This is a genomic window from Andreprevotia sp. IGB-42, from assembly GCF_009848685.1.
GTDB lineage: Bacteria > Pseudomonadota > Gammaproteobacteria > Burkholderiales > Chitinibacteraceae > Andreprevotia.
Map to the genome: position 1 here is coordinate 115,319 of NZ_WXTX01000013.1, position 21,611 is coordinate 136,929.

At 62.7% G+C, this 21,611-nt stretch carries 23 protein-coding genes; 7 read left to right on the plus strand and 16 right to left on the minus strand.

What is annotated here, in order from left to right:
• Window positions 1-24: 24 nt before the first annotated feature.
• Window positions 25-933 carry a patatin-like phospholipase family protein gene (locus IGB42_RS18015; RefSeq protein ID WP_159674261.1) on the plus strand — a complete coding sequence of 303 codons (909 nt, stop codon included), beginning with the start codon at window positions 25-27 and terminating at the stop codon, window positions 931-933.
• Window positions 934-1,334: 401 nt separating this feature from the next.
• Here the strand turns inward: IGB42_RS18015 and IGB42_RS18020 are convergent, their stop codons facing one another.
• From IGB42_RS18020 to IGB42_RS18055, 8 genes are all read right to left on the minus strand, one after another.
• Complete coding sequence (locus IGB42_RS18020) at window positions 1,335-2,906, minus strand: diguanylate cyclase (protein ID WP_174764235.1); 1,572 nt, start codon at window positions 2,904-2,906, stop codon at window positions 1,335-1,337.
• An 84-nt stretch (window positions 2,907-2,990) separates the two neighbouring features.
• Window positions 2,991-4,154, minus strand: coding sequence for an FAD-dependent monooxygenase (locus tag IGB42_RS18025; protein WP_159674263.1), 1,164 nt, complete (start codon window positions 4,152-4,154; stop codon window positions 2,991-2,993).
• A 2-nt stretch (window positions 4,155-4,156) separates the two neighbouring features.
• The gene (locus IGB42_RS18030; protein ID WP_159674265.1) at window positions 4,157-5,458 is read right to left on the minus strand and encodes an aminopeptidase P N-terminal domain-containing protein; all 1,302 of its coding nucleotides are present in this window, start codon (window positions 5,456-5,458) and stop codon (window positions 4,157-4,159) included.
• 140 nt (window positions 5,459-5,598) lie between these two features.
• Window positions 5,599-6,531, minus strand: a complete 933-nt coding sequence (locus tag IGB42_RS18035) for a M48 family metalloprotease (RefSeq protein WP_159674267.1) — start codon at window positions 6,529-6,531, stop codon at window positions 5,599-5,601.
• The gene (locus IGB42_RS18040) at window positions 6,528-7,124 is read right to left on the minus strand and encodes a hypothetical protein (protein WP_159674269.1); all 597 of its coding nucleotides are present in this window, start codon (window positions 7,122-7,124) and stop codon (window positions 6,528-6,530) included. Before IGB42_RS18040 ends, IGB42_RS18035 begins: the two co-directional genes overlap by 4 nt.
• Window positions 7,121-8,950: an adenylate/guanylate cyclase domain-containing protein gene (locus IGB42_RS18045; protein ID WP_159674271.1), complete on the minus strand. Its 1,830-nt coding sequence runs from the start codon at window positions 8,948-8,950 to the stop codon at window positions 7,121-7,123. The genes IGB42_RS18040 and IGB42_RS18045 overlap by 4 nt, the downstream gene beginning before the upstream one ends.
• A 153-nt stretch (window positions 8,951-9,103) precedes the next feature.
• Window positions 9,104-9,835: a YebC/PmpR family DNA-binding transcriptional regulator gene (locus IGB42_RS18050; protein WP_159674273.1), complete on the minus strand. Its 732-nt coding sequence runs from the start codon at window positions 9,833-9,835 to the stop codon at window positions 9,104-9,106.
• Between the two features lie 134 nt (window positions 9,836-9,969).
• Window positions 9,970-10,797 carry a hypothetical protein gene (locus IGB42_RS18055; protein WP_159674275.1) on the minus strand — a complete coding sequence of 276 codons (828 nt, stop codon included), beginning with the start codon at window positions 10,795-10,797 and terminating at the stop codon, window positions 9,970-9,972.
• A gap of 166 nt (window positions 10,798-10,963) precedes the next feature.
• On the opposite strand from IGB42_RS18055, the gene IGB42_RS18060 reads away from it, so the two are divergent.
• The gene (locus IGB42_RS18060; protein WP_159674277.1) at window positions 10,964-12,586 is read left to right on the plus strand and encodes a methyl-accepting chemotaxis protein; all 1,623 of its coding nucleotides are present in this window, start codon (window positions 10,964-10,966) and stop codon (window positions 12,584-12,586) included.
• 78 nt (window positions 12,587-12,664) lie between these two features.
• Here IGB42_RS18060 and ubiA read toward each other — a convergent pair whose 3' ends face one another.
• The 4 genes from ubiA to IGB42_RS18080 are packed head-to-tail and all read right to left on the minus strand — an operon-like array spanning window position 12,665 to window position 14,863.
• Window positions 12,665-13,534, minus strand: a complete 870-nt coding sequence (gene ubiA / locus IGB42_RS18065; protein ID WP_159674289.1) for a 4-hydroxybenzoate octaprenyltransferase — start codon at window positions 13,532-13,534, stop codon at window positions 12,665-12,667.
• Window positions 13,535-13,538: 4 nt separating this feature from the next.
• A complete protein-coding gene (locus IGB42_RS22465; protein WP_159674291.1) occupies window positions 13,539-13,856 on the minus strand; it encodes a DUF4166 domain-containing protein in 318 nt (105 codons plus the stop codon).
• Window positions 13,857-13,860: 4 nt separating this feature from the next.
• Complete coding sequence (locus IGB42_RS18075; RefSeq protein WP_159674293.1) at window positions 13,861-14,388, minus strand: chorismate lyase; 528 nt, start codon at window positions 14,386-14,388, stop codon at window positions 13,861-13,863.
• Entirely contained in the window at window positions 14,381-14,863 is a 483-nt protein-coding gene (locus IGB42_RS18080) for a GNAT family N-acetyltransferase (RefSeq protein WP_159674295.1), read from the minus strand. The genes IGB42_RS18075 and IGB42_RS18080 overlap by 8 nt, the downstream gene beginning before the upstream one ends.
• A 111-nt stretch (window positions 14,864-14,974) precedes the next feature.
• On the opposite strand from IGB42_RS18080, the gene IGB42_RS18085 reads away from it, so the two are divergent.
• The 5 genes from IGB42_RS18085 (at window position 14,975) to IGB42_RS18105 (ending at window position 18,833) form a co-directional block, all read left to right on the plus strand.
• A complete protein-coding gene (locus tag IGB42_RS18085; protein ID WP_159674297.1) occupies window positions 14,975-15,694 on the plus strand; it encodes an AzlC family ABC transporter permease in 720 nt (239 codons plus the stop codon).
• Entirely contained in the window at window positions 15,691-16,020 is a 330-nt protein-coding gene (locus IGB42_RS18090; RefSeq protein ID WP_159674299.1) for an AzlD domain-containing protein, read from the plus strand. The genes IGB42_RS18085 and IGB42_RS18090 overlap by 4 nt, the downstream gene beginning before the upstream one ends.
• 65 nt (window positions 16,021-16,085) lie before the next feature.
• On the plus strand, window positions 16,086-17,234 hold the full coding sequence (bioF, locus tag IGB42_RS18095; protein WP_159674301.1) for an 8-amino-7-oxononanoate synthase: 1,149 nt from the start codon (window positions 16,086-16,088) through the stop codon (window positions 17,232-17,234).
• Window positions 17,231-17,998, plus strand: a complete 768-nt coding sequence (gene bioH, locus IGB42_RS18100) for a pimeloyl-ACP methyl ester esterase BioH (protein WP_159674303.1) — start codon at window positions 17,231-17,233, stop codon at window positions 17,996-17,998. Before bioF ends, bioH begins: the two co-directional genes overlap by 4 nt.
• 169 nt (window positions 17,999-18,167) lie before the next feature.
• Window positions 18,168-18,833 (plus strand): hypothetical protein, encoded by a 666-nt coding sequence (locus tag IGB42_RS18105; RefSeq protein WP_159674305.1) that lies wholly within the window; start codon window positions 18,168-18,170, stop codon window positions 18,831-18,833.
• A 220-nt stretch (window positions 18,834-19,053) separates the two neighbouring features.
• Here IGB42_RS18105 and IGB42_RS18110 read toward each other — a convergent pair whose 3' ends face one another.
• The 4 genes from IGB42_RS18110 to grxC all read right to left on the minus strand — a co-directional run bounded on the left by IGB42_RS18110 (window position 19,054) and on the right by grxC (window position 21,293).
• Window positions 19,054-20,046, minus strand: coding sequence for an NAD(P)H-dependent glycerol-3-phosphate dehydrogenase (locus tag IGB42_RS18110; protein ID WP_159674307.1), 993 nt, complete (start codon window positions 20,044-20,046; stop codon window positions 19,054-19,056).
• A complete protein-coding gene (locus tag IGB42_RS18115) occupies window positions 20,043-20,465 on the minus strand; it encodes an SH3 domain-containing protein (protein WP_159674309.1) in 423 nt (140 codons plus the stop codon). Before IGB42_RS18115 ends, IGB42_RS18110 begins: the two co-directional genes overlap by 4 nt.
• Before the next feature lie 4 nt (window positions 20,466-20,469).
• Window positions 20,470-20,949: a protein-export chaperone SecB gene (secB, locus tag IGB42_RS18120; protein WP_159674311.1), complete on the minus strand. Its 480-nt coding sequence runs from the start codon at window positions 20,947-20,949 to the stop codon at window positions 20,470-20,472.
• Between the two features lie 86 nt (window positions 20,950-21,035).
• Window positions 21,036-21,293 carry a glutaredoxin 3 gene (grxC, locus tag IGB42_RS18125; RefSeq protein WP_159674313.1) on the minus strand — a complete coding sequence of 86 codons (258 nt, stop codon included), beginning with the start codon at window positions 21,291-21,293 and terminating at the stop codon, window positions 21,036-21,038.
• Window positions 21,294-21,611: the final 318 nt, after the last annotated feature.

Consider the following 21,611-nt stretch of genomic DNA (forward strand, 5'->3'; position numbering starts at 1 on the left):
CGCCGGGCCGAGTTCACCCAGATCATGAATCGCCGCCACGTTTTATCGCTGTTCGCCGCCGCATTGCTGGCCGCGTGCAGCAGCACCCCGCCCGTTACGCCGGATGCTGTCCCCAAGCCCTTGCCGCAGGCGCAGCCGGTCAAGCCGCTGAAGATCGGCATCGCGCTGGGCGGTGGCGCTGCCCGGGGTTTTGCGCATATCGGCGTGATCAAGATGCTGGAAGCCAATGGCATCCATCTGGACGTGGTGGCCGGTACCAGCGCCGGCAGCGTGGTGGGCAGCCTGTTTGCCAGCGGGCTCGATGCGTTTCAGCTGCAAGAGAACTCGTTCTCGCTGGATGAGGCCAAGATACGCGATGTCAGCCTGATGTCCGGCGGCCTCGTCAAAGGCCAGAAGCTGCAGGATTATGTGAACGGCCTGATCGGCGGCCGGCCGATCGAGAAACTGGCACGGCCATTTGCCGCGGTGACCACCGAGCTGGAAACCGGCCGACGCACTGTGTTCGTGAAAGGCAATACCGGCATGGCGGTGCGCGCATCCAGCAGCATCCCCGGCGTGTTCGAGCCGGTGCTGATCAATGGCAAGAAGTACGTGGACGGTGGCGTGGTCAGCCCGGTGCCGGTGGATGCCGCGCGCGAACTGGGCGCGGATATCGTCATCGCCGTGGATATCTCCGCCCGGCCGGATGGCAAATCCCCCACCAGCATGTTGGGCATTGCCAGTCAGTCCATCATGATCATGGGGCAGAAGCTGGGCGAGCAGGAGCTGGCACGTGCCGACGTGGTGATCCGCCCGCGCGTGGGCAAGATCGGCCCGGCGGATTTCGACCAGAAGAACACCGCGATCCTGGAAGGCGAAAAGGCCGCATTGGCCGCATTGCCACAAATCCGCGCCCGGATAGAGGCCAAGCGCCTGGCGGCTTCGATCAAGTAAATCCATCCGATTGTATTACCCATGAAAAAGCCAGCGTGAAGCTGGCTTTTTCAATCTGGAACGTTAGCTCGAAATCTGAACCACTGATGAGCAACAGCGAGACGCCCATGCGGCGGCGAGGGTGGGAGGCATGGAATCAAGCCGAATGAGCCGTTGGTTCGCCAGCCAGCATGGCAAACGCCCGGCTTCGCCGGGCGCTTGATGCGTTGCCATCCACCGCTTGGGTCAACAACGATCACACTCAGGCGATACGAGCGACAGCGAGGCTCCCTCGCGGCGGCAAGGGCGGGGGAGTGGAATCAAGCAGGATAAGCCGTGGTCTCTCCAGCCGGAATGGCAAACGCCCGGCCTGGCCGGGCGCTTGATGCAGTGTCATCCATCGCTACGGTCAACGATCACACTCAGGCGATGCAGATCCGGTTACGGCCACTGCGTTTGGCGATGTACAGCACATCGTCCGCCGCCTTGATCAGTGCATCGCCGTGGTTGAACATCGGAAAACCGGCAATGCCCGCGCTGAAGCTGAGCTGGAAATGGCCGCCGGAATACGGGTGGCGGATTTCCGAGAAATCCTGCCGGATCATGTCCAGCGTGACATTGGCTTCCACTTCGTTGGCGCCGGGCAGCGCCACCAGGAATTCCTCGCCGCCGTAGCGGCCGATGATGTCGCTCTTGCGCAGCCGCTGCTTGAGCAACCACGCAATGCTGCGGATGATCTGGTCGCCGATCGGGTGACCATAGGTATCGTTCACGCGTTTGAAATGGTCGATGTCGATCATCGCCAGCGACAACGGCGCGCCTTCGCGCCGTGAGGCTTCAATGGCCGCATCCAGCCGCGTCTTGGACGTGGTGTGGTTCAGCAGGCCGGTCAGGCTGTCGTGGTACATCGAGCGGCGCAGCGCGCGGTAACGCTCGATCTTGCTCTTGACGATGGCATTGAGAAACAGCGGGTTGAATGGCTTGGTGAGGAAATGATCCCCCCCCAGCCGCAACGCGTCGATCTGCAGGCCCAGATCGGTTTCGCCGGACAGGTAAACAATGGGAATGCTCAGAAATTCGTTGTGCTGGCGGATCACGCGTGCGGCTTCCACGCCGGTGCACTGCGGCATGTACATGTCGAGCAGCAGCAAATCCGGGTTGAACTGCTGCAGTGCATCCAGCACCGCCAGCGGATCGGTCAGCGTCTGCACGATGATGCCGTTCTCTTCCAGCGCGCGCTTGATCACATGGCTGGCGGTTGGCGAATCATCCACCACCAGCACGCGGAAGGCGTCCTGCTCCTGACTGTCGTTGAGGTCGAGGATCTGCGTGACGATGGCGGCCAGCGGCGTGCCTTCCGGAAAACAGATGTCACAGCCGGCGCGCAATGCGTTCTGCAGCAGGATGAAATCGGACGGTACCGACAGGCAGATGATCTGGCTGGACGGGAAGTCCTGGCGGATGCGCCGCACCGATGCCTGCGCGTCCGGCAGGCCGGCCAGATCGACCAGCAGCAGCGGAATCTCGTCGCTGGCGGGTAGTGTTGCCCAATCGTGGTTTTCCACCTGCAGGCCAAAGTAGCCCAGTTGATCCTGCAGCGGTTGCCACACGCTGACATCGTTGCTGATGAACCACAGCAGTTTCTGCCGGCGGGTATCGATATTCGGGTTGGGCTGGTTGCGGCGCTCGGGCGCGTGGCTGGTGCTGGCGCCGAGGAAGTCCTCGATCAGCCGTGATAGCTCGTGCAGGCTGTGATCCAGGTTCTGCAGGATGGGGTCTTCGATCGGGTGCGTGGCTTCATCGCCAAATAATGCCAGCGCCTGCTGCTCCAGCTGATGGCCGGCCCGGTGCAGGCCCACCGCATTCTTGTCGCGCAGGAACTCGGTCAGGTTGTTGAGCATGACCGCGAACTCGACGAAATTGTCGAATCGCGGCGTATGCCGGTAAGTTTGCCAGGCGCGCAACAGGTTCTGTTGCTTGAGCGGAAGATCCATCTGGTTATTTATTTTGTGCAGGTCATCCGATGATGCAAGCTGCGCTGCCGGGTGGCAAGCACGTTCAGCAGATTACAGGTTTTGTCAACGCGCGCCATACACCATGCGCCGTGCAAAACCGCGTCGCAGCGGTGCCACATGGTCGAGCGCCAGCAGGCCCAGACTGCGCAAATGCTTGAAAACGGGGTTGGGCGATTCGAACAGATGGATCACGCTATCCGTAAAGAAAGTGACCCTGCCGGCATCGCTACGGCGTAGCCGTGCATAGCGCGCCAGCGTGGCGGCATCGCCTGCGCGGTTGTGTGGCGTGGCTGTCAGCAGACTGGCCAGCGTATCGGCATCGCGCAGGCCCAGGTTCAGGCCTTGGCCGGCAACCGGGTGCAGCGTTTGTGCGGCGTTGCCGATCAGCACCACGCGCCGGCTGACCACGCTATCGAGTGTTTTCAGCGCCAGCGGCCAGCTGGCGCGTGTGCCCACGCGCGTAAACCCGCCGATGCGGCCCGCAAAGCGGGCCTCGACGGCAGACAAAAAGGCTTCATCGCTCATGGCCAGCCGTTCTGCCGCCTGTTCCGGTGTCTGCGTCCAGATCAGCATGAAATCGTCGCCGCTGGGCAGCAAGGCCAGCGGGCCATCATCGGCAAAGCGCTCGTAGGCCATGCCCCGGTGCGGCTGGCTGGGGGTGATGCGTGCCAGGATGGCATGCTGGTCATAGGGTTTGACGGTTTGCTTGATGTCGCCAAGCTGCGTGACCAGTTTGCCGCCGTCAGCCAGGATCACCAGGCCCGCGGTCAGCATGGCAGCGCCATCCGGGCCGGCCAGCTGCAACTGTGCATATCGGTCCAGCTGGCGCAGCCCGGTCACGGTGTGGCCAAGCGCCAGCGGCACGTTGCCGGTTTTGAGCCGCTCCAGCGCCAGCGCGGCCAGTTTTTCGTAGGGTACGGTAAAGCCGAGTACCGGCAGGCCCAGCTCGGCAGCAGATAGCTCGGTGCGCCCCAGTGTGCCCGCCTGCGATACGTGCACTTTTTCTATCGGCGTCGCCGCCAGCGCATCCGACCATAACCCGGCTTCCAGCAGCGTATCGCGGCTGGCCCATGACAGCGCCAGCGCGCGCGGGTCTGCCGGCGTGCCGGTACGCGCTTCGATGGCCATCACATCATGCCCGCTGGCCGCCAGGCGCTGCGCCAGCAGCGCGCCAACCGGGCCACCGCCGACGATGGCAATGCCTACATGGCCGGGCAAGCTGTTCACGATCACGCGCGGGCCTCGGCAATCCAGCCCTCGATTTCCGCCACGGTGCGCGGGCAGTCTGCGGTCAGCAGCTCGTGGCCATCTGTGGTGATCACCGCATCATCCTCGATGCGGATGCCGATATTGGCGAATTCGGCTGGCACATTGTCCGCCGGGCGGATATACAGGCCGGGTTCGATAGTGAAGACCATGCCCGGCTGCAGCACACGCCAGTCGCCATCCACCTTGTAGGCGCCGGCATCGTGCACGTCCAGCCCCATCCAGTGACCAGTGCGGTGCATGTAGAACTGCCGGTAGCTCTCGGTTTCCAGCACCTGTTGCAACGAGCCCTGCAGCAATTTCAGGTCGATCAGCCCCTGCGCCAGCACCTTCACCGCGGCATCGTGCATGTCGTTCCAACGCTTGCCGGGCCGTGCTTCGCCCTGTGCGGCGCTGTGCGCGGCCAGCACCAGCTCGTACACGGCTTTTTGCGGGCCGCTGAACTTGCCATTGGCGGGGAAGGTACGCGTGATGTCGCTGGCATAGCCTTCGAGCTCGCCACCGGCATCGATCAGCAGCAGGTCGCCATCGGCAATGCGGTGATCGTTTTCCACGTAGTGCAATACACAGGCGTTGGCGCCGGTGGCAACGATGCTGCCATATGCCGGGAAACGCGCGCCATTGCTGCAGTATTCGTGCAGCAGCTCGGCCTCCACCGCGTATTCCATGGTGCCGGGCACGGCGGTACGCATCGCGCGCTTGTGCGCGGCCACGTTGATTGCTGCAGCGCGGCGCAGGATGGCCAGTTCGTGCTCATCCTTGAACAGGCGCATTTCGGCAATGGCATTACGCGGGTCGACCACCTCGGTCGGCACGTTGATGCCGGCGCGGGCAAACGCGCGCACGTCATTGAGCCAGCCGGTCAGCTTCACATCCCAGCCGGCGTCCATGCCCAGCGGGAAGTACACGCGCGGCTGGTTTTTCAGCAGCGCCACCACCTTGCTGTCGAGGTCGCTGATCGAATGCGCTTCATCAAAGCCGAATTTCTCACCCGCCGCCGCCGGGCCATGGCGGTAGCCATCCCAGATTTCCCGCTCGATATCCTTGTCGCGGCAAAACAGGATGGAACGCGGCGCCGGGCCGGTTTCGATCACCAGTACTGCTTCGGGCTCCTGGAAGCCGCTCAGGTAATAGAAACTGGAATCAAACCGGTAGGGAAAGCCGGTATCGGCGTTGCGCGCCAGTTCCGGCGACGTCGGCACGATCAGCAGGCCGGGCTGCAACTGGGCGGCAAGGCGGGCACGGCGTTCAGAATAAGGATGCATGGGCATAAATCCGGTAGCGATACTGAAAATTATACGGCCACCTGCGATGGCAGGTGGCCGTGATTATTCAGCGCCATCGCCCGGGCTCGTCAAGCGCGCATCGTATTGCGCAGTTGCCGGGCGAGCTTGCCGATGTGCGCTTACTTGGCCTTCTTCACCGTCCTGGTATCCGGTGCCGTTGGCAGCTTGCCGACGATGCTGCGAAAGCGTGCAGTATCTTCAGTGCCGCCGGCATAAGCATCCAGTTTGTCGCCAGCCAGTTCTTCGATCTTGCTCAGCCGTTCAGCCGGGCTGGGATGAGTACCGAACATCAGCGCAACGGAGCCATCCTGCGGGTTCACCGCATCCAGCGTCTGCAGCACGCCTACCAGCGCATACGGGTTGTAGCCGGCGCGTGCGCACAGCACCATGCCGTTGATATCGGCTTCGAACTCATCGTTCTTGTCCAGGCCGCGTACCTGCACTTCCGACAAGCCCTTGATCGCGTTGGCCCCCAACTGGTGATTGGCCGAGCCGCCTTTATACGACACCACGCCTTGTAGCACATTGCCCAGCGCATCCTTGCCCTTGCTGGCCTGGATGGCGCGCGTGTGGTGGTGCTTGAGTGTATGCGTGACCTCGTGGCCCAGCACGCAGGCCAGCTCCGCTTCATTGCGCAGTTTGAGCAACAGTCCCTTGGTGATCAGGATGGCGCCGCCCGGGGTGGAGAAACTGTTGAGATCCGGGTCATCGGTCACGCCAAAGCGCCAGGCTACACCGCTTTGCCCGGCCTGATCGGCAACCCAGCGGCCGATCTGGTTCACATAGCGTTGTACCGCAGGGTTGTTGAGCAGCGGCTGTGCACCAAGGATGTTGGCTGCCAGACCGTCGCCGAGCACTTTTTCCTCGGCCGGGCCGATGTCGCGATTGGCTTCGATGAGGTTTTTGCCCGCGTCGAAAACGCTGTTGACGATATCGCCCTTGCTGTCGGCGTTGTTGCCACTGAGTGGCTTGAGCAGATTGCCCAGATCGATGGCCAGCGCAGGCTGGGCGATCAACAGGGGCAGCAGTACTGCCGCGATTGCACGCTTCATGGTCCGCGCCTCCGGTTGCTGTCAGACGGTGCGGTGGTATTGCTGCCGCCGCTGGAGCTGCTTGAAGAACTGAAGCCGCGCGGTAGCGCGATTTCCGGCACCAGCACCACCACCAGCTTGGCCTGCTGCGCGGCCCGTGCGGCATCTTGCGTGCTCACGGCCATACCGTCGAGTTTGGCCAGTTCCTTGAAATCGGGCTCCGATTTCTGCAAATCTTCCTTGGAAACCCCTTTGACGCCGGTGGTGACCGTGGTGCCGGAAGAGCCGGTCGTGACCACATTGGCCAGCGTGCCGATGCCGTTGCTGCTGCCGGTCTTGCCGCTGCCGGTACGCACATTCAGCAATTTGACCCAACCGCTGCTGGCACCGGATTTCACCTGCATCCATGCCCCCTGGCGTGCCACGATGTCCAGCACGCTGTTTGCGGGTAACTGGCCGGCGCTGGCCGCGTCCAGGAACGGTTTTTGTTTCAGATCGGCAGCGCGTATCAGCGTGCCGGATTCAGCCAACGCCATGCTGGCAGTCAAGGTCAGGGCGAGCATGCCCGCCAGCCTTGCCGGGTTGAGCCCCCGAAAAATCAAAAGCGGGTTCATTGCCCCTCCTCTTGCGCCTTGTGGCGCGGTTCAAACAGTTGCACGGCTTGCTCCCGACCTTTAACAGAATGGCTGCCATGATCGATGAATTCAAACTCATCCCGGCAGGCGGCACGTGTGACTTCGGACACCAGCACTCGCGAGATTCCCTTGGTGGTGCCTTCGATGCGACTGGCAAGATTAATGGTATCGCCGATCACCGTATAGCTCAGTTGTGCATCCGAGCCGATGAAACCGACCACGGCCTTGCCGGTGTGCACGCCGATACCGATGTCGAAGTCGGCCTCCAGGTCGGTCAGCTCCTTCTTGAAGGCTTCCAGGTCGGCCGACATCTCGATGGCAGCGGCAACGGCATGCCTGGCGTGATCCGGGTCCAGCACCGGTGCGCCCCAGAACGCCATGATGGCGTCTCCGATGAATTTATCCAGCGTGCCGCCGTGGCGGAAAATGATGTCGACCTGCCGGTTGAAGTAATGGTTTAGCAGGTTGACGATATATTCGGGCGGTCGTGTTTCAGACAGCGTGGTGAAGCCACGGATGTCCGAGAACAGGATGGTGATCTGGCGTGTTTCTGCACGCTTGGCCTCATCGATCTGGCCGCTTTCCACCAGTTGCTTGACCACGCGGCGGTCAAGGAAACGCCCGAACAGCTGGATGGCTTGCTCGCGGCGCAATTTTTCGGCCAGATACGCCATCATTGCGGATAACAGGAAATAGCTCCAGCCCCACGCCAGACTGCTGCCTACCGGCCAGTAGACGTTGCGTGTGAGTGCGGCGTAACTGCCAACCACCAGCACCACACTGACCCCGGTCAGCGCAAAACCCAGCCACAGCGTGTTGATACCACGGTAAAAGCCCAGCCACAGCAGTGCCAGCAGGCTGATGCTGACCAATGCCGGCAGCCAGGGTGGCGCATCACGCAGCCAGTTGCCGTGTTGCAGATTGTCGAAAGCGGTTGCCAGGATGCCGATGCCCGGGTAGATGCTCGATAGTGGCGTGGCGCGCAAGTCCTGCAAGCCGGGCGCTGCGGTGCCGATCAGGATGATCTTGTTTTTGAATTCATCCGACGCCCGCCTGCGGTGTTCACGGTTGAAATCCAGGTACAGGTCGCTGAAGCTCACGTGCTGGTGGCCGCCGGTCCAGTTCAGCCGCAACTGCCGGGCATCCGGTACTGCCCAGCCCAGATCACGCGCTACACGGGCAGGCAGCGATGGCAGTCGCCAACCGGGGGCCACGGTTTCGTCGATCAGATAGTGGCGGCCCACACCGTCTGCTTCGCTGCTGAAGTTGATCAGGCCGCCACGCCATGCATCCTGCGGTAACACCACCGGCAGCAGCAGCGGCGCGCGTACATCGCGGACGGCATTGCCGTCGGGCAGCAAGCCCAGGCTGGCCGGCAACGTGCCCAGCACCGGGCCGTGGCCATCGGCCAGCAATACCGATGGGAAGTAGGCATTGGCATGGCGCTCGGCTGCCTCACGGAACGCCGCGTCGCTATCGGGGCGAAAGCTGTCCGGCTCGTTGAACATGATGTCGAACACGATGGCGCGTGGTTGTTGTGCATTCAGCCCGTCCAGCATTTCGGCATACACCGAACGTGGCCAAACCCAGTTGCCCAGCTCGCCCATCAGCGCCGTCAGCGATTTCTGGTCGATATCGACGATCACGATGTCCTGGCTGGCCGGCCGGTGCTGCGCATGTTGTGCCAGCAGCGCGTCACCCAGCGTGTTGTCAGCAGGCCGGGTGAGATGCAGCCAACTGCAGTCGAGTATCAGCAGCGCAGCAAATGCGGCCAGTATATTGGTGTAGGACAGGTGTTTGATCATGATGCGGCGCGCAATGAGACCAGCCTTTTTTATAGTCGCGCCAGATGCATGCCTGCAAACCGGCTGCCTGCCGGCAGTGGCGCATGCGTTGGCGTGTACGTTGCCAAAACGACGATGGGGCCGGTTGGCCCCATCGTTTTCAGATGGTGATGTCTATTCTTCCTCGTCCATCACGGCGGTGGTGTAGACCGCCTGCACGTCGTCCAGGTTTTCCAGTGCATCCAGCAGCTTCTGCATCCGCGCTACATCGTCACCCAGGATTTCGGTCTCGCCTTGTGGCTTCATGGTCACTTCGCCCACTTCGGCCTTGAAGCCGGCGGCTTCCAGCGCATCCTTGATGCCCACGTATTCATAAGGCGGAGTGATGACTTCGATGCTGCCGTCTTCGTTGGTCAGTACGTCGTCGGCGCCGGCTTCCAGCGCTGCTTCCATCAGCGCATCTTCATCGGTGCCCGGCGCAAAGATCAGGTAGCCGCAGTGCTTGAACTGGAAGCTTACGCAGCCGTCTGCGCCCATGTTGCCGCCGTATTTGGAGAACGCATGGCGTACTTCCGCCACCGTGCGTACCTTGTTGTCGGTCAGGCAGTCCACCATCACCGCCGCGCCGCCGATACCATAGCCTTCGTAACGGCATTCGGCGTAATCCACGCCTTCCAGATTGCCGGTGCCGCGGTCGATGGCGCGGGTGATGTTGTCCTTGGGCATGTTGGCCGCAAGGCCCTTGTCCACGGCCAGGCGCAGCCGCGGGTTCATGTTCAGGTCGCCACCGCCCATCTTGGCGGCAACGGTAATTTCCTTGATCAGACGCGTGAAGACCTGGCCGCGCTTGGCGTCCTGACGGCCCTTACGGTGCTGGATGTTCGCCCATTTGCTATGGCCGGCCATGGTAGTGATCCTGCAGGTAAACAACGAAAACGCGGATTCTAACATGCCGCCGCAGCCGCGATGGCGTGCACGATGTGGGCAGCTGCATCCGGTACTGAAAAGGCTACAACCGGTGTGCAGCAACACGCCGGACGCTACAGCACATGCCCCAGTCGCCCCAGTGCGAAAGCCAGCAAACCGGCCAGCAGTACGAAGCCGCCAGCCAGGCGCCCCTTGCCACCCGCAGCAACTGCTGCGCACAGGATGATGCCGGCTGGCAGCCCCCAAGGCGCTGGCAGCCACGATAGTGCCAGCAGCATGGGCAGGCTGGCAGCCAGCCATGCCAGCATGCTGAGCATGCCACATAACCCCCTGCCGGGCAGGCCGGGTGCCAGTGCAGGCAATCTGACCTGCAGCGCAGGCCATACGCGGCTGGCATCCGCGCGCAGCGCCGCAGTCAGTGCCAGTGCTTCACTGGCTGTTGCGCCAGCTGCCAGCAACTGACCGGTGATGCCCACGCTGTCTTCCGGCCCGGGCAGATCTGTGTCGTCCCGGCCGACTGGTGGAGCAGTGCGGATTGCACGCCAGCCTTGCCAGGCCATGCCGCCCAGCATCAGCAGCCAGACCGTAAAAAGCTGGATGGCCGGTAGTCTGTCAAATCCGGCCAGCAGTGCGGGAAGTGCGGTGCACGCCAGCGCACTGTCACCGGCAACCTGCGCCAGCCGCTGCCACAGTGGTGCCATGCTGCGCGTATAGAGCGCCAATCCCGGCAGTTTCTGTTGCCTGAGCCAAGGCCATACCAGTGCAGGGCCGCCTCTGCGCAGCAGTATTGCGGCAGGATGCAGGCGCGACGGGGGGGGCGACGCAGGCTGCGTGGCGGCGATTTCCAGCCAGAACCACTGGCGTGGGGTGCCGGCCTCCAGGTCTGACAGGATCAAGGCCAGATCGCGCGGGGAAACAGGAGAAAGGAGCGGAATGGGCATGGGTTTCGCGTTGAATTCACCGCAGTTTGCCGATGTTTCAGCTATCAATAAATAATGTTTTTCGAGCGTAACCTTCAAGAACCGCAAAGATGGTTCGTCCAGTCCGTTCGCCGCCTTGCCGCAGCTGGTTCTGCTGCGGGCGCCGGGGTATCCAAAGAGAGAAAAAATGCTGCAAAATGTTTCGATACGTACGCGATTGCTGGCTTTCGGTGCACTGACCATCGTGTTTGTGCTGGTCATCTGTGCGATCAACGTCACGCAAACCCGCAGCCTGATTGCCGCAATAGAAGAAAATTCAGTCAGCGTGGTTGCACTGCGCCAGCATGCCGATACCGACATGATGCACGATGCAATCCGCGCCGACGTGCTGGCCATGTATCACCACAAGCAGACCGCGCCCGACAAGGCGGATGATGCAAAGGCCATCGAGGATGGTTTTCACGAGCACGCCGACATCATCCGCAAGAATGTGGCGGCCAACGAGGCACTGTCACTATCGGATGAGGAAAAGCAGGCGCTCGCCGCGTTCAAGCCCGATCTGGACAGCTACCTGAAGCAGGCGCAAGTGCTATTGGATGAATACAAGGCGGGCAGTGGCAACGAAGCCGGTTTTGAAACATTCATCAAGAGTTTTGAAACGCTGGAAGACAAGCTGGGCAAATTCAGCGATCTGATCGAATCGCATGCCAAGCAGAAGCGTGATCAGGAAGCCGCCACCGCCCTGCGCGCGCAAACGTTGGGCTGGGTGGCAGCCTTGATCGGTGTGGTGTTGATTGCCGCGACCTCGATGATGCTGATCCGCAGCATCGACGTGCCGTTGAAAAACCTGCGCCAGTTCATGCTGACGCTGGGTACCGCGCTGGGCCGGCGCATAGAGCCCCAAGGCAAGGACGAAATTGCCGATATCGCCCGCACCGTCAACCAGTTGCTGGCTGATCTGTCCAGCCTGATCCGCGTGGTGCAGGAATCCGCCCGGCAGGTTACCGGTACCGCGCGGGATGTCGCCGCGCGCGCCAGCGAAGCCAGCGGGCATGCGGAATCGGCCGATGGCCGCATCCGCGGCGTGGCACAGCATGCCGAGCAACTGAATGCCTCGGTGCTGGATGTGAGCGAGCGCATCCGCAGCAGTGCCGATGCGGCCAGCACCGCTGCAGATCTGGCACGTGGTTCGGCCGCCACCATGCAGCAGGTGGTCGAAACCAACAACACGCTGCTGGCGGCCACGCACCGTTCTGCCGGGCATATCAACGCCTTGTCCGAATCCGCCGGCAAGATCGGCCAGGTGGCCGGTACCATCCGCGAGATTGCCGAACAGACCAATCTGCTGGCGCTCAACGCGGCGATCGAAGCCGCCCGCGCTGGCGAACAAGGCCGTGGCTTTGCGGTGGTGGCGGATGAAGTGCGCAAGCTGGCCGAGCGTACTGCGCTGTCGACCGCGGATATTGCCGGCATGACGGAAACTATCCAGCGCGCCACGCGGGAGGCCGTCAGTGCCATGCACGATGTCACGCAGGGCGTTGAAACGGGCGCCAGCCATTTGCAGCAGGCGTATAGCGCGCAACAGCAGATCGTGGCCAGCACCGGGGAAATGCAGCAGATCGCCCGCGATATCGCCGCGGTATCGCAGCAGCAGGCCAGTGCCGTGGCTGATTCCGCGCATGGCGTGCAGGATATCGCGTCACTGATTGCCGCCAATACCGGCCAGCTGCAATCGGTACGCACGGCCAGTGCCGAGCTGGACCGGCTATCTGGCGAGCTGGCGGCACAGGCGGACCGCTTCAAGGTCTGATCGCTGCAATGATGCCTGCCCCTGTATCAAGTAAAACGGCCGGATCAGCCGGCCGTTTTCGCTTGTTGCCCGGGCCACTCAGCCGTGCAGCAGGTAATCGAGTACCAGCGCTGCAAAAATCACCCCGCCAATCCGGTTGTTGGCAAGAAAAGCGCCAAAGCAGCGCTGCGGCTCGCGCAGGCGGATGCGCGGGTATTGATCGAATGCCACCAGTACTGCAGCGGCCAGCAGGCCCCCGTGGTAGATCAGCCCGCGCCCTTCGGTCATGCCGATCCACGCCATCATCACCAGGAACACCGCGTAGCAAAGTAGCACCGCCGCTACATCGAAGCGGCCAAAGGTGATGGCGGAGGTCTTGATGCCGATTTTCAGGTCATCCTCGCGATCGGTCATTGCGTATTCGGTATCGTAGGCCACGGTCCAGAACACATTGGCGATCAGCAGCAGCCACGCCTGCAGCGGTACGTGTCCGGTCAGCGCCGCATACGCCATGGGGATGCCGAAACCGAATGCAATGCCCAGATAGGCCTGCGGGATTGCCAGGAAGCGCTTGGTATACGGATAGCTGCCGGCAAGAAATGCCGCCGGTATCGCCAGCAGCAAGGCCAGGCCATTGAGCGGCAAGGCGATCAGCAACGCTGCCAGTGCCAGGCCGCCTGCCAGCAACAAGGCTTCTTTCTTGCTGACGAGGCCTGCTGCCATTGGCCGATGCCGTGTGCGCGCCACATGGCCGTCGAAATCCCGATCCGCGTAGTCGTTGATCACGCAGCCGGCCGAGCGCATCAGCACCGTACCCAGCACGAAAATTCCCGCTACCAGCCAGCCCGGCTGGCCATTGCCGGCAAACCACAAGCCCCACAGCGTGGGCCACAGCAGCAACAAGATGCCGATGGGTTTGTCCAGCCGGGCAAGGCGCAGGTAGAGGGGCAGGCGTTCAGCAAGATTCATCGGGTCATTCGCCGGGTTCTGGGTCGGGGGTATGCAACGTGGCCTGCAGCAGGCCGCCACTGCTGAGCAGCCTGCCCAGCAGCGGCGAGGAAAATTCGGCATGAAAACGGTACTGGCCGTCGTCGATGTACTTGTATGCGTTTGAGCGGGGCAGCAACCATGCAGGCATGGCGATGCCAGCCATGCCGCGCCCCATGCGTATACCTACTTCGTCAGGCAGCGTGCGGCCATGCCGGTGCAAAGCCTGCAACAGCGGGTGCAGCCCGGCAAACCGGCTGCCAAACCAATACGAAACGATGCCCGATGCCGGCGCTGCAGTCACAGGCTTAGCCTTGCAAGCGGAAGAAGGGCGGGAGGAATACCTCAGTCACCATCAGCGCATCCGCGCCGGCGCGGAACAGCGAACGGCGCGCCCAAAGCGGTCCGGACAAGCCCGGCAACTGCTGCGCAGCCTTGCGCCACAGCGGGTGGCGACGGTCCAGCCGTCGCCACGCCAGTGGCGAGCGTGTGATGGTCGGCGTGGCAAACAAAAAGGAGCCCAGCGAGCGGTTGCCCAGCTTGCCCACCGCGCGGAAGCCACGGCGCAGTGCGGCCGGTGCCGCCACGCTGTGCGCATACACCAGGGGTGTTGCTCCGCTCATCAGCAGTACCTCGCGCGCTTCTACACGGCCCCGCGCCACGCGCAGCGGGCGGCGTTCGTCGCGATGTGGCGGTGCGAGCGTCTGGCGCAGCACGCGAACGGAAAAATCCGGGTAGTGCGCGATCAGCCTTGCAGTGAGCGAGCCGGTGGCGGTCAGCCACGGCCGCAGTGTGCGTGGCGCCAGCAGTACCGGGTGCTGCCAGCCTTTACGCATCCAGCACCAAGCGCTGCATGGCCACGAAGCGGATGCCGTTAACGATCTGTTCACCACTGGTGGCCACAAAGCCGAAGCGCAGATAGGCGGGAACCGCGTTGGGGCTGGCATTCACGGTGATGATGGACAGCGCCGGATAGAACGCGCAAGCCTTGGCGATAGCGGCCTCGGTCAGAGCCCTGCCCAAGCCCCGGCCTTGCTCGGCAGGCTCCACGAACAGCATGCACAGATGGTCGGGCAGCTTGAACTGCACCATGCCCAGTACCTTGCCGTCGCGTTCCGCCACCAGCGTGAGATGGCTGTCGGCATCCCTGTCGGCAATGGCATCGGCCAGCGCATAGGCATAGAACGTGGCGCGGCCGGCCTGCTCCAGTCGGGGCGCTACGGCTACATCGAATGTGTGGTGGACAAGTGCGGCCAGCGCGCCGTATTCGTCGGCACGCGGCGCACGCAAGATGAAATCGACTGCGGTCATGGCCCGATTATGCCATGCCGGACAGGCGCTTCTGTCTCTGCGCCACCCGTTCGCCGCAAAAGGGCGCCAACTGTAATGGTGCAAATCGCGGCGGCATCCCTAAGATGGGGGATGACAAAATCTGCACCAATTTCAACACATCCTGCCGCCGCTGGCTTTCTGGCGGGCGCGCGCGATACCTTGCCCATGCTGGTGGGCGCAGCACCGTTCGGCGTGATTTTCGGCACGCTGGCGGGGCCAGCGGGGCTGGCACCATGGGCGGCGCTGGCCATGTCGCTGTTTGTCTATGCCGGTTCCAGCCAGTTCATCGCGGTCACGCTGCTCAGCGGTGGCGCCAGCATTCCGGTCATCGTCGCTACCACCTTCGTGGTGAATGTGCGCCATGCGCTGTATAGCGCCAGCCTGTTGCCCCATGTGGCCGGCTTGCCGCGTGGATGGCGGATGCTACTGGCCTTTTTCCTTACCGATGAAACCTATGCGGTGGTGTATCACCGGCTGCAGGAGCCCGGCGTGGTCAACGTGCAGCGCTATTTTCTGGGCTCGGCACTGGCCATGTACGGCAACTGGTTCACCTGGACGCTGGTTGGCGTGCTGCTGGGGCGCAGTGTGCCGGGCATCGAGCGCTGGGGGCTGGAGTTTGCCATGGTGGCCACGTTTGTCGGCATTGTGGTGCCGCTGCTCAACAACCGCGCGCAGTTGGCCGCGGCGCTGGCAGCAGGGCTGACCGCACTGGTCACCACTGCGGTGCCCTACAAGCTGGGCTTGATGGTGGCGGTATGCGTGGGTATTGCCGTTGGCGTGTTGCTGGAACGCAAGGATGAGCCGGCATGATGCAAGTACCTGTTGAAACCATCCTGATGCTGGCCGGCATGGCGGTTGCAACCTATGGCGTGCGTGTCGGCCTGTGGCTGGGCAAAAGCCGCGGTTTTCCACCCCGGCTGCGCCGGCTGCTCGATTACGTGCCGGTAGCGGTGCTGTCGGCCATCGTGTTCCCCATCGTGCTGTTGCCTGGCGGGCAGCTGGATATCACCTGGCACAATGCGCAACTGGCCGGTGCAATCGTGACCGGGCTGATCGTCTGGCGCTTCCGGCAACTGCTGGCCGGCATCGGTGGCGGCCTGCTGGTGTACGCGGCGTGGCGGGTGCTGCTGGGCTGACGGGGCTGCCTGCCTGATGCCGTCGCTAGCGTAGAATACGCGGCTTGCCGTCCTGGAAAACCGCCGTGCCTTATTCCGCCCTGCAAGCTGAACTTGCCGCCCGCAGCCAGCAGCACCTGTACCGCCAGCGCACCGTCATCGATAGCCCGCAAGGCGCGCAGGTGCTGGTAGATGGCCGGCTGCTGAACAATTTCTGCAGCAACGATTACCTTGGCCTGGCGCAACACCCGGACATCATCGCCGCCGCGCAGGCCGGTGCGCAGCGCTGGGGCGTCGGCAGCGGCTCCGCCGCGCTGGTTGCCGGCCACTTCGGCGTGCACGATGCATTCGAGCATGCAGCCGCTGCATTCGTCGGCAAGCCCGCCGCGCTGTCGTTCTGTACCGGCTACATGGCCAACCTGGCGGTGATCACCGGTTTGCTGGGGCGTGAAGACGTGGTGTTTGCCGACAAGCTCAACCACGCGTCGATCAATGATGCCTGCCTGCTCAGCCGTGCCACCTTCAAGCGTTATCCGCACAATGATCTGGCCGCGCTGGAGCGGCTACTGGCCACTACCCCGGCGCGGCGCAGGCTGATTGCCGTTGATGCGGTGTTCAGCATGGATGGTGATACCGCGCCACTGGCCGGATTGCTGCGGCTGGCGGAGCAATACGATGCCTGGCTGTACGTCGACGATGCACATGGCTTCGGCGTGCTGGGCGATGGCCGGGGCAGCATGGCTGCGGCCGGCGTCGAATCGCCGCGCCTGATCTACATGGCCACGCTGGGCAAGGCGGCGGGGGGGGCCGGCGCGTTCGTCGCGGCCGAGCAGGTGGTGATCGAGTACCTGCTCAATTTTGCCCGGCCGTATATCTACACCACCGCCGCGCCGCCGCTGCTGTCGCAGGCACTGCTGGCCAGCCTCGCGTTGATCGAGCAAGAGGCATGGCGGCGCGAGCGCTTGCAGCAGCATATCGCCACCTTGCGCGGGGCACTGGCCGGGCATGGGCTGCTGAGCTCGGATACGCCCATCCAGCCGCTTGAAGTGGCCAGCAGCGCAGCGGCGTTGCAGTTATCTGCCGCATTGCGCGAGCGCGGGCATTGGGTGGCGGCCATACGCCCACCCACCGTGCCCACGCCGCGTTTGCGCATCACGCTGTCTGCCGCGCACGAGCCGCTTGCGGTGGCGCAACTGGCTGCGGACCTCAGGCAATTGCTGGAGCAGGCGGCATGAGCATCCATTTCGATACCGTTGGTCATGGTGAATCCGTGGTGTGGCTGCACGGCTGGGCGATGAATGGCACCGTATGGCAGCAGGTGGCCAATGCAATGGCGGATGATTACTGCCATCACTTGGTTGATTTGCCGGGCCACGGCCATAGTCCTGCGCTGCAGCCATTGACGCTGGACGGCATGGTAGCCGCACTGGCGGCCGCTTTCCCGCTGCCGGTGCATGTGGTGGGCTGGTCGCTGGGGGGCGCGGTAGCAAGCACCTGGGCGCTCCGGCACCCGGCGCAGGTGCGCTCGCTCACGCTGGTGGCCTCCAGCCCGTGTTTTGCGCAGCGGGATGACTGGCCTGGCGCCATGCCAGCCAGTACGCTGGCGCAATTTGCCGCCAACCTGGGTGACGACTGGCGGGGTACGCTCAAGCGCTTCATCAGCCTGCAAACGCTGGGCAGCCCCACAGCACGTGAACTAAGCAAAACCCTGCTGTCAGACCTGTTGCAGCACGGCAAACCCGATCCGGCCGCATTGCGTGAGGGACTGGATATCCTGCGGGATACCGATCTGCGTAGCGACATCGGCAAGCTCGATCTGCCCATGCTGCTGCAATATGGCGACAGGGATATGCTCAGCCCGCTGGCAGCCGCGCAATGGCTGGCTGCACAGCAGCCGCAGGCGCGACTGGTGGTGCACCACGGTGCCGCGCATGTGCCGTTCCTGTCGCATCTGGACGATTTCGTGGCGGCGCAGCGCCGTTTTATCGCTACGGTCTGACGGGCGGTAATATTCAACCCTGCAATTTGCGCCAAACCGGCCGATGAAGAGAGGGGCGCCAATTTCTGGTGCCGGCTCGTCCGTGACCACCACGTAGTTCAATACGCGGTCACGCAGCCTTGATTACCGCAGCAGGCGGCCGGTACGGGTCGCTGTAAAGGAGTAAACCATGGCCATCAGCAGCGTAGGTACAACCCAGACCACCAGCGTGAGTACGCAAACCAGCAGCACGCGTACATCGACCAGCACCAAGAGCAGCGGCACCCCGCAGGAAGCGGTCAGCCTGTCCGGCAACAAGGCCGAAGAGCTCACCTATACCGATCCGCGCAAGGCCGCGGGTGCTGACGGCACCGATGAAGTGGATCTGGCCGGCATGCTGGAAGATTCCAACCGCAAGGTGCAAACCTTCATCGACATGCTGGGCGGGCTGCTGCAGAAGCAGGGGCTGGAGTGGAGCAAGGTGGTTAGCGGCGAGCAGAAACTGTCGGCCGATCCTGAAACCATCGCTGCAGCCAAGGAAGCCATCTCGGAAGATGGCGAGTTTGGCGTGCGCAAGACTGCAGAGCGCATCCTGACCTTTGCCAAGGGCATGGTCGGCAATGATCCGGAAAAACTCGCCACCATCCGCGATGCGGTGGAGAAGGGGTTCAAGCAAGCGGAAGAGATTTTTGGCGGCAAGCTGCCCGAAATCAGCAATCAGACGCATGCGGCCATTACTGCCGAGTTTGATCGCTGGGAGAAGGAAGGCATTCCGTCCGGCAATACCGTGACATTGCCAAAAACCGGCACCACGACCACGGACAGTACAACAGCGACCGGCAGCAAGGTGGCCTGATCCCGTATAGGGTATCGAGCGGTGTGCCGGCAATGGGCCGTTCTGCATCAGTATTTGCCGCCCGGTTACCGGCTAACATCAACCGGGCCGGCAATTGACCCACTGCGGCTGGCAGCAAACCCACGCTGTGCCCCATCCATTGGCAACGGCAGTGTGGCAGCATGAAAAAAGGCCAGAATGAATCTGGCCTTCCATCTGCGGCGCAGCTAACTGGCGGCTATCAGGCGTCGCCTTCCATGCGCGGTGCGCGCTCCATCAGCTCGCTGATGATCTCGGTCACCGGCACATCATCGAACAGCAACTTGCATACCGAGCGGGTGATCGGCATATCCACACCCAGCGCCTCCGCCTGTCGTGCTACTTCGCGGGCAGTGGGCACGCCTTCCGCCACATGGCCCAGGTTCTTCAGGATGTCATCCAGTTGCAGCCCTTGCGCCAGCATCAGGCCCACACGGCGATTACGCGATAGATCGCCGGTGGCGGTCAGCATCAGGTCGCCTATGCCGGCCAGCCCCATGAAGGTTTCCGGCTTGGCACCCAGTGCCGCACCAAAGCGCGCCATTTCCACCAGGCCGCGCGTCAGCAGCGCAGCGCGCGCATTCAGGCCCAGCGCCAATCCATCGCAAACGCCGGCAGCAATCGCCAGCACGTTCTTGACCGCGGCGCCGATTTCTACCCCCACCAGATCATCGCTGGCATACAGGCGCAGCACGCTGGTGTTGAGTGCTTCCACCGTGCGGCGGGCAAAATCGGCATCGCTGGCGGCGATGGTGACCGCGGCAGGCTTGCCCGCAGCTACCTCCTGCGCAAAGCTCGGGCCAGACAGCATGCCGCGTGCGATGGCCGGGTCGAGCTCTTCGTCGGCTATCTGGTGCGGAAACTTCATGGTGTCCGCTTCCAGCCCCTTGCAGGCCCACAGTACAGGTGCACGGCTACCCAGAGCCGTCAGTGCTTTCAGCGTCGGGCGCAGCCCGGCCAGCGGGGTAACGATCAGGATGGTATCCACATCACCGATGGCTGCAGCAAGATCGGCAGTCACGGTCAGCGCAGCGGGAAAAGGACAGTCGGGCAGGTAAGCGGTGTTGGCGCGTGCCTCGGCCATGGTTGCCGCTTGCGCGGCATCACGGCTCCACAGGGTGACACGGCCGTGATCGGCAAAGCGGATCGCCAGCGCGGTTCCCCAGGCGCCGGCACCCAGAACGGCTAGTTTCATGCGCCCCAGGCCTCTTCAATACGGATATAGCCAGTCTGGCCATCACGGTGCTTGATCTTCAGCCAGCCGTTGCGGGCATTTTCCACCAGCTCCAGCAGCAGGTCCTTGCCGGCCTTGAAGGCCACGGCGGAGCCCGCATCCGGCTTCTGGTAAACGCTGGTCGCTTTCAGCACCGCCACGAAGCGCTTGTTGCTGGCATCGGTTTTCTTCAGCCAGGCCAGTGTGCCGTCGCGGTCGCGCACGCGCAGCCATGTACCGTCCTCGGACAGCAATTCAAGCGGCGTACCGCGGCTGACAACGAAGAGCTTCTTCGCGCTGTCCTGCGGCGCCTGGTAGAGCACCACGCCATGCCTGGCGGCAGAGCGGAATTCCAGAGCGTGGCTCGCGCCGGCGATCAACGCCAGCGCGACCAGAACCACAAGCTTAATGCGTGGTTTGCGCATTGGCTTCGGACGCTTGTGCCGCTTGTTGTGCACGCTGTTGCAGGTAGATCGCTTCAAAATTGATCGGTTGCAGCAGCAACGGCGGGAAGCCGGCACGCGTCGTCAGGTCAGAAATGGTTTCACGCAGGTACGGGAACAGGATGCTCGGGGCGCCGATGCCCAGCAGCGGGTCCATTTCTTCCATCGGTACGTTCTCGATCTGGAACAAGCCGGCTTGCGTGGCTTCCACCAGGAACACGCTGCGCTCTGCGCTCTTGGCTTCTGCGGTCACGGTCAGGCTGACTTCGTAGAAACCGTTGTCAAAGCCACGTGCCGAATTGCGGAACTGGATGTTGAATTCAGGCTGATCGTCGATGAACACTTGCGGGGTGTTGGGCGCTTCCAGCGATACGTCTTTCACGTAGATCTTCTGGATAGCAAAAACTGGCTGTTGCGCCTCTTGGTTGTTCTCTTCGCTCATGGCGATTCCTTCTTGTGTATGGGTTTGCTTTTAACTACAAATGCGGCGGGAATCATCGCACGATTCGATGACACCTGCCATCTCACTTATCGTGCCAGCAGCGGTAACAGCTGGCCGGCATGATCCAGCGCCGCCAGATCGTCGTAACCACCCACGTGCGTATCGTCGATATAGATTTGCGGCACGGTGCGCCGGCCGGTGCGGCTCATCATCTCGTCACGGCGCGCCGGCTCCAGGTCGATGCGTACCTTTTCGATCTCGGTCACCCCGCGCTGCTTCAGCAACTGCTCGGCCCGGATGCAATAAGGACAGATCGCCGTGCTGTACATCAGTACCTTACTCATACCAATACTCCACTGCTTGATGGCTAGATGATGGTGGCAAGGGCGATCTTCTACAAGAGGCATGGCGGTCTGCACGGATGGCGCCGCTCACCTTTCGTTGGCCGGCAATCAAATGCATATAGATAACGCGCGCGAGGCTGGCGGGTAATCTACCGTGCGTAGTCGAGCGTTGTATGGACTGCTTTGTGATTGGCCATCTGCTGCCAACTTGGCAACGTGCTGGCATCCTCCGTCCCGATACATAGACAGCGCAGTCGTCCGTCTCGTGATGATCATTCGGCTGGTTCAGGTCATGCGCGCTCTGCGCGCATGACGGGG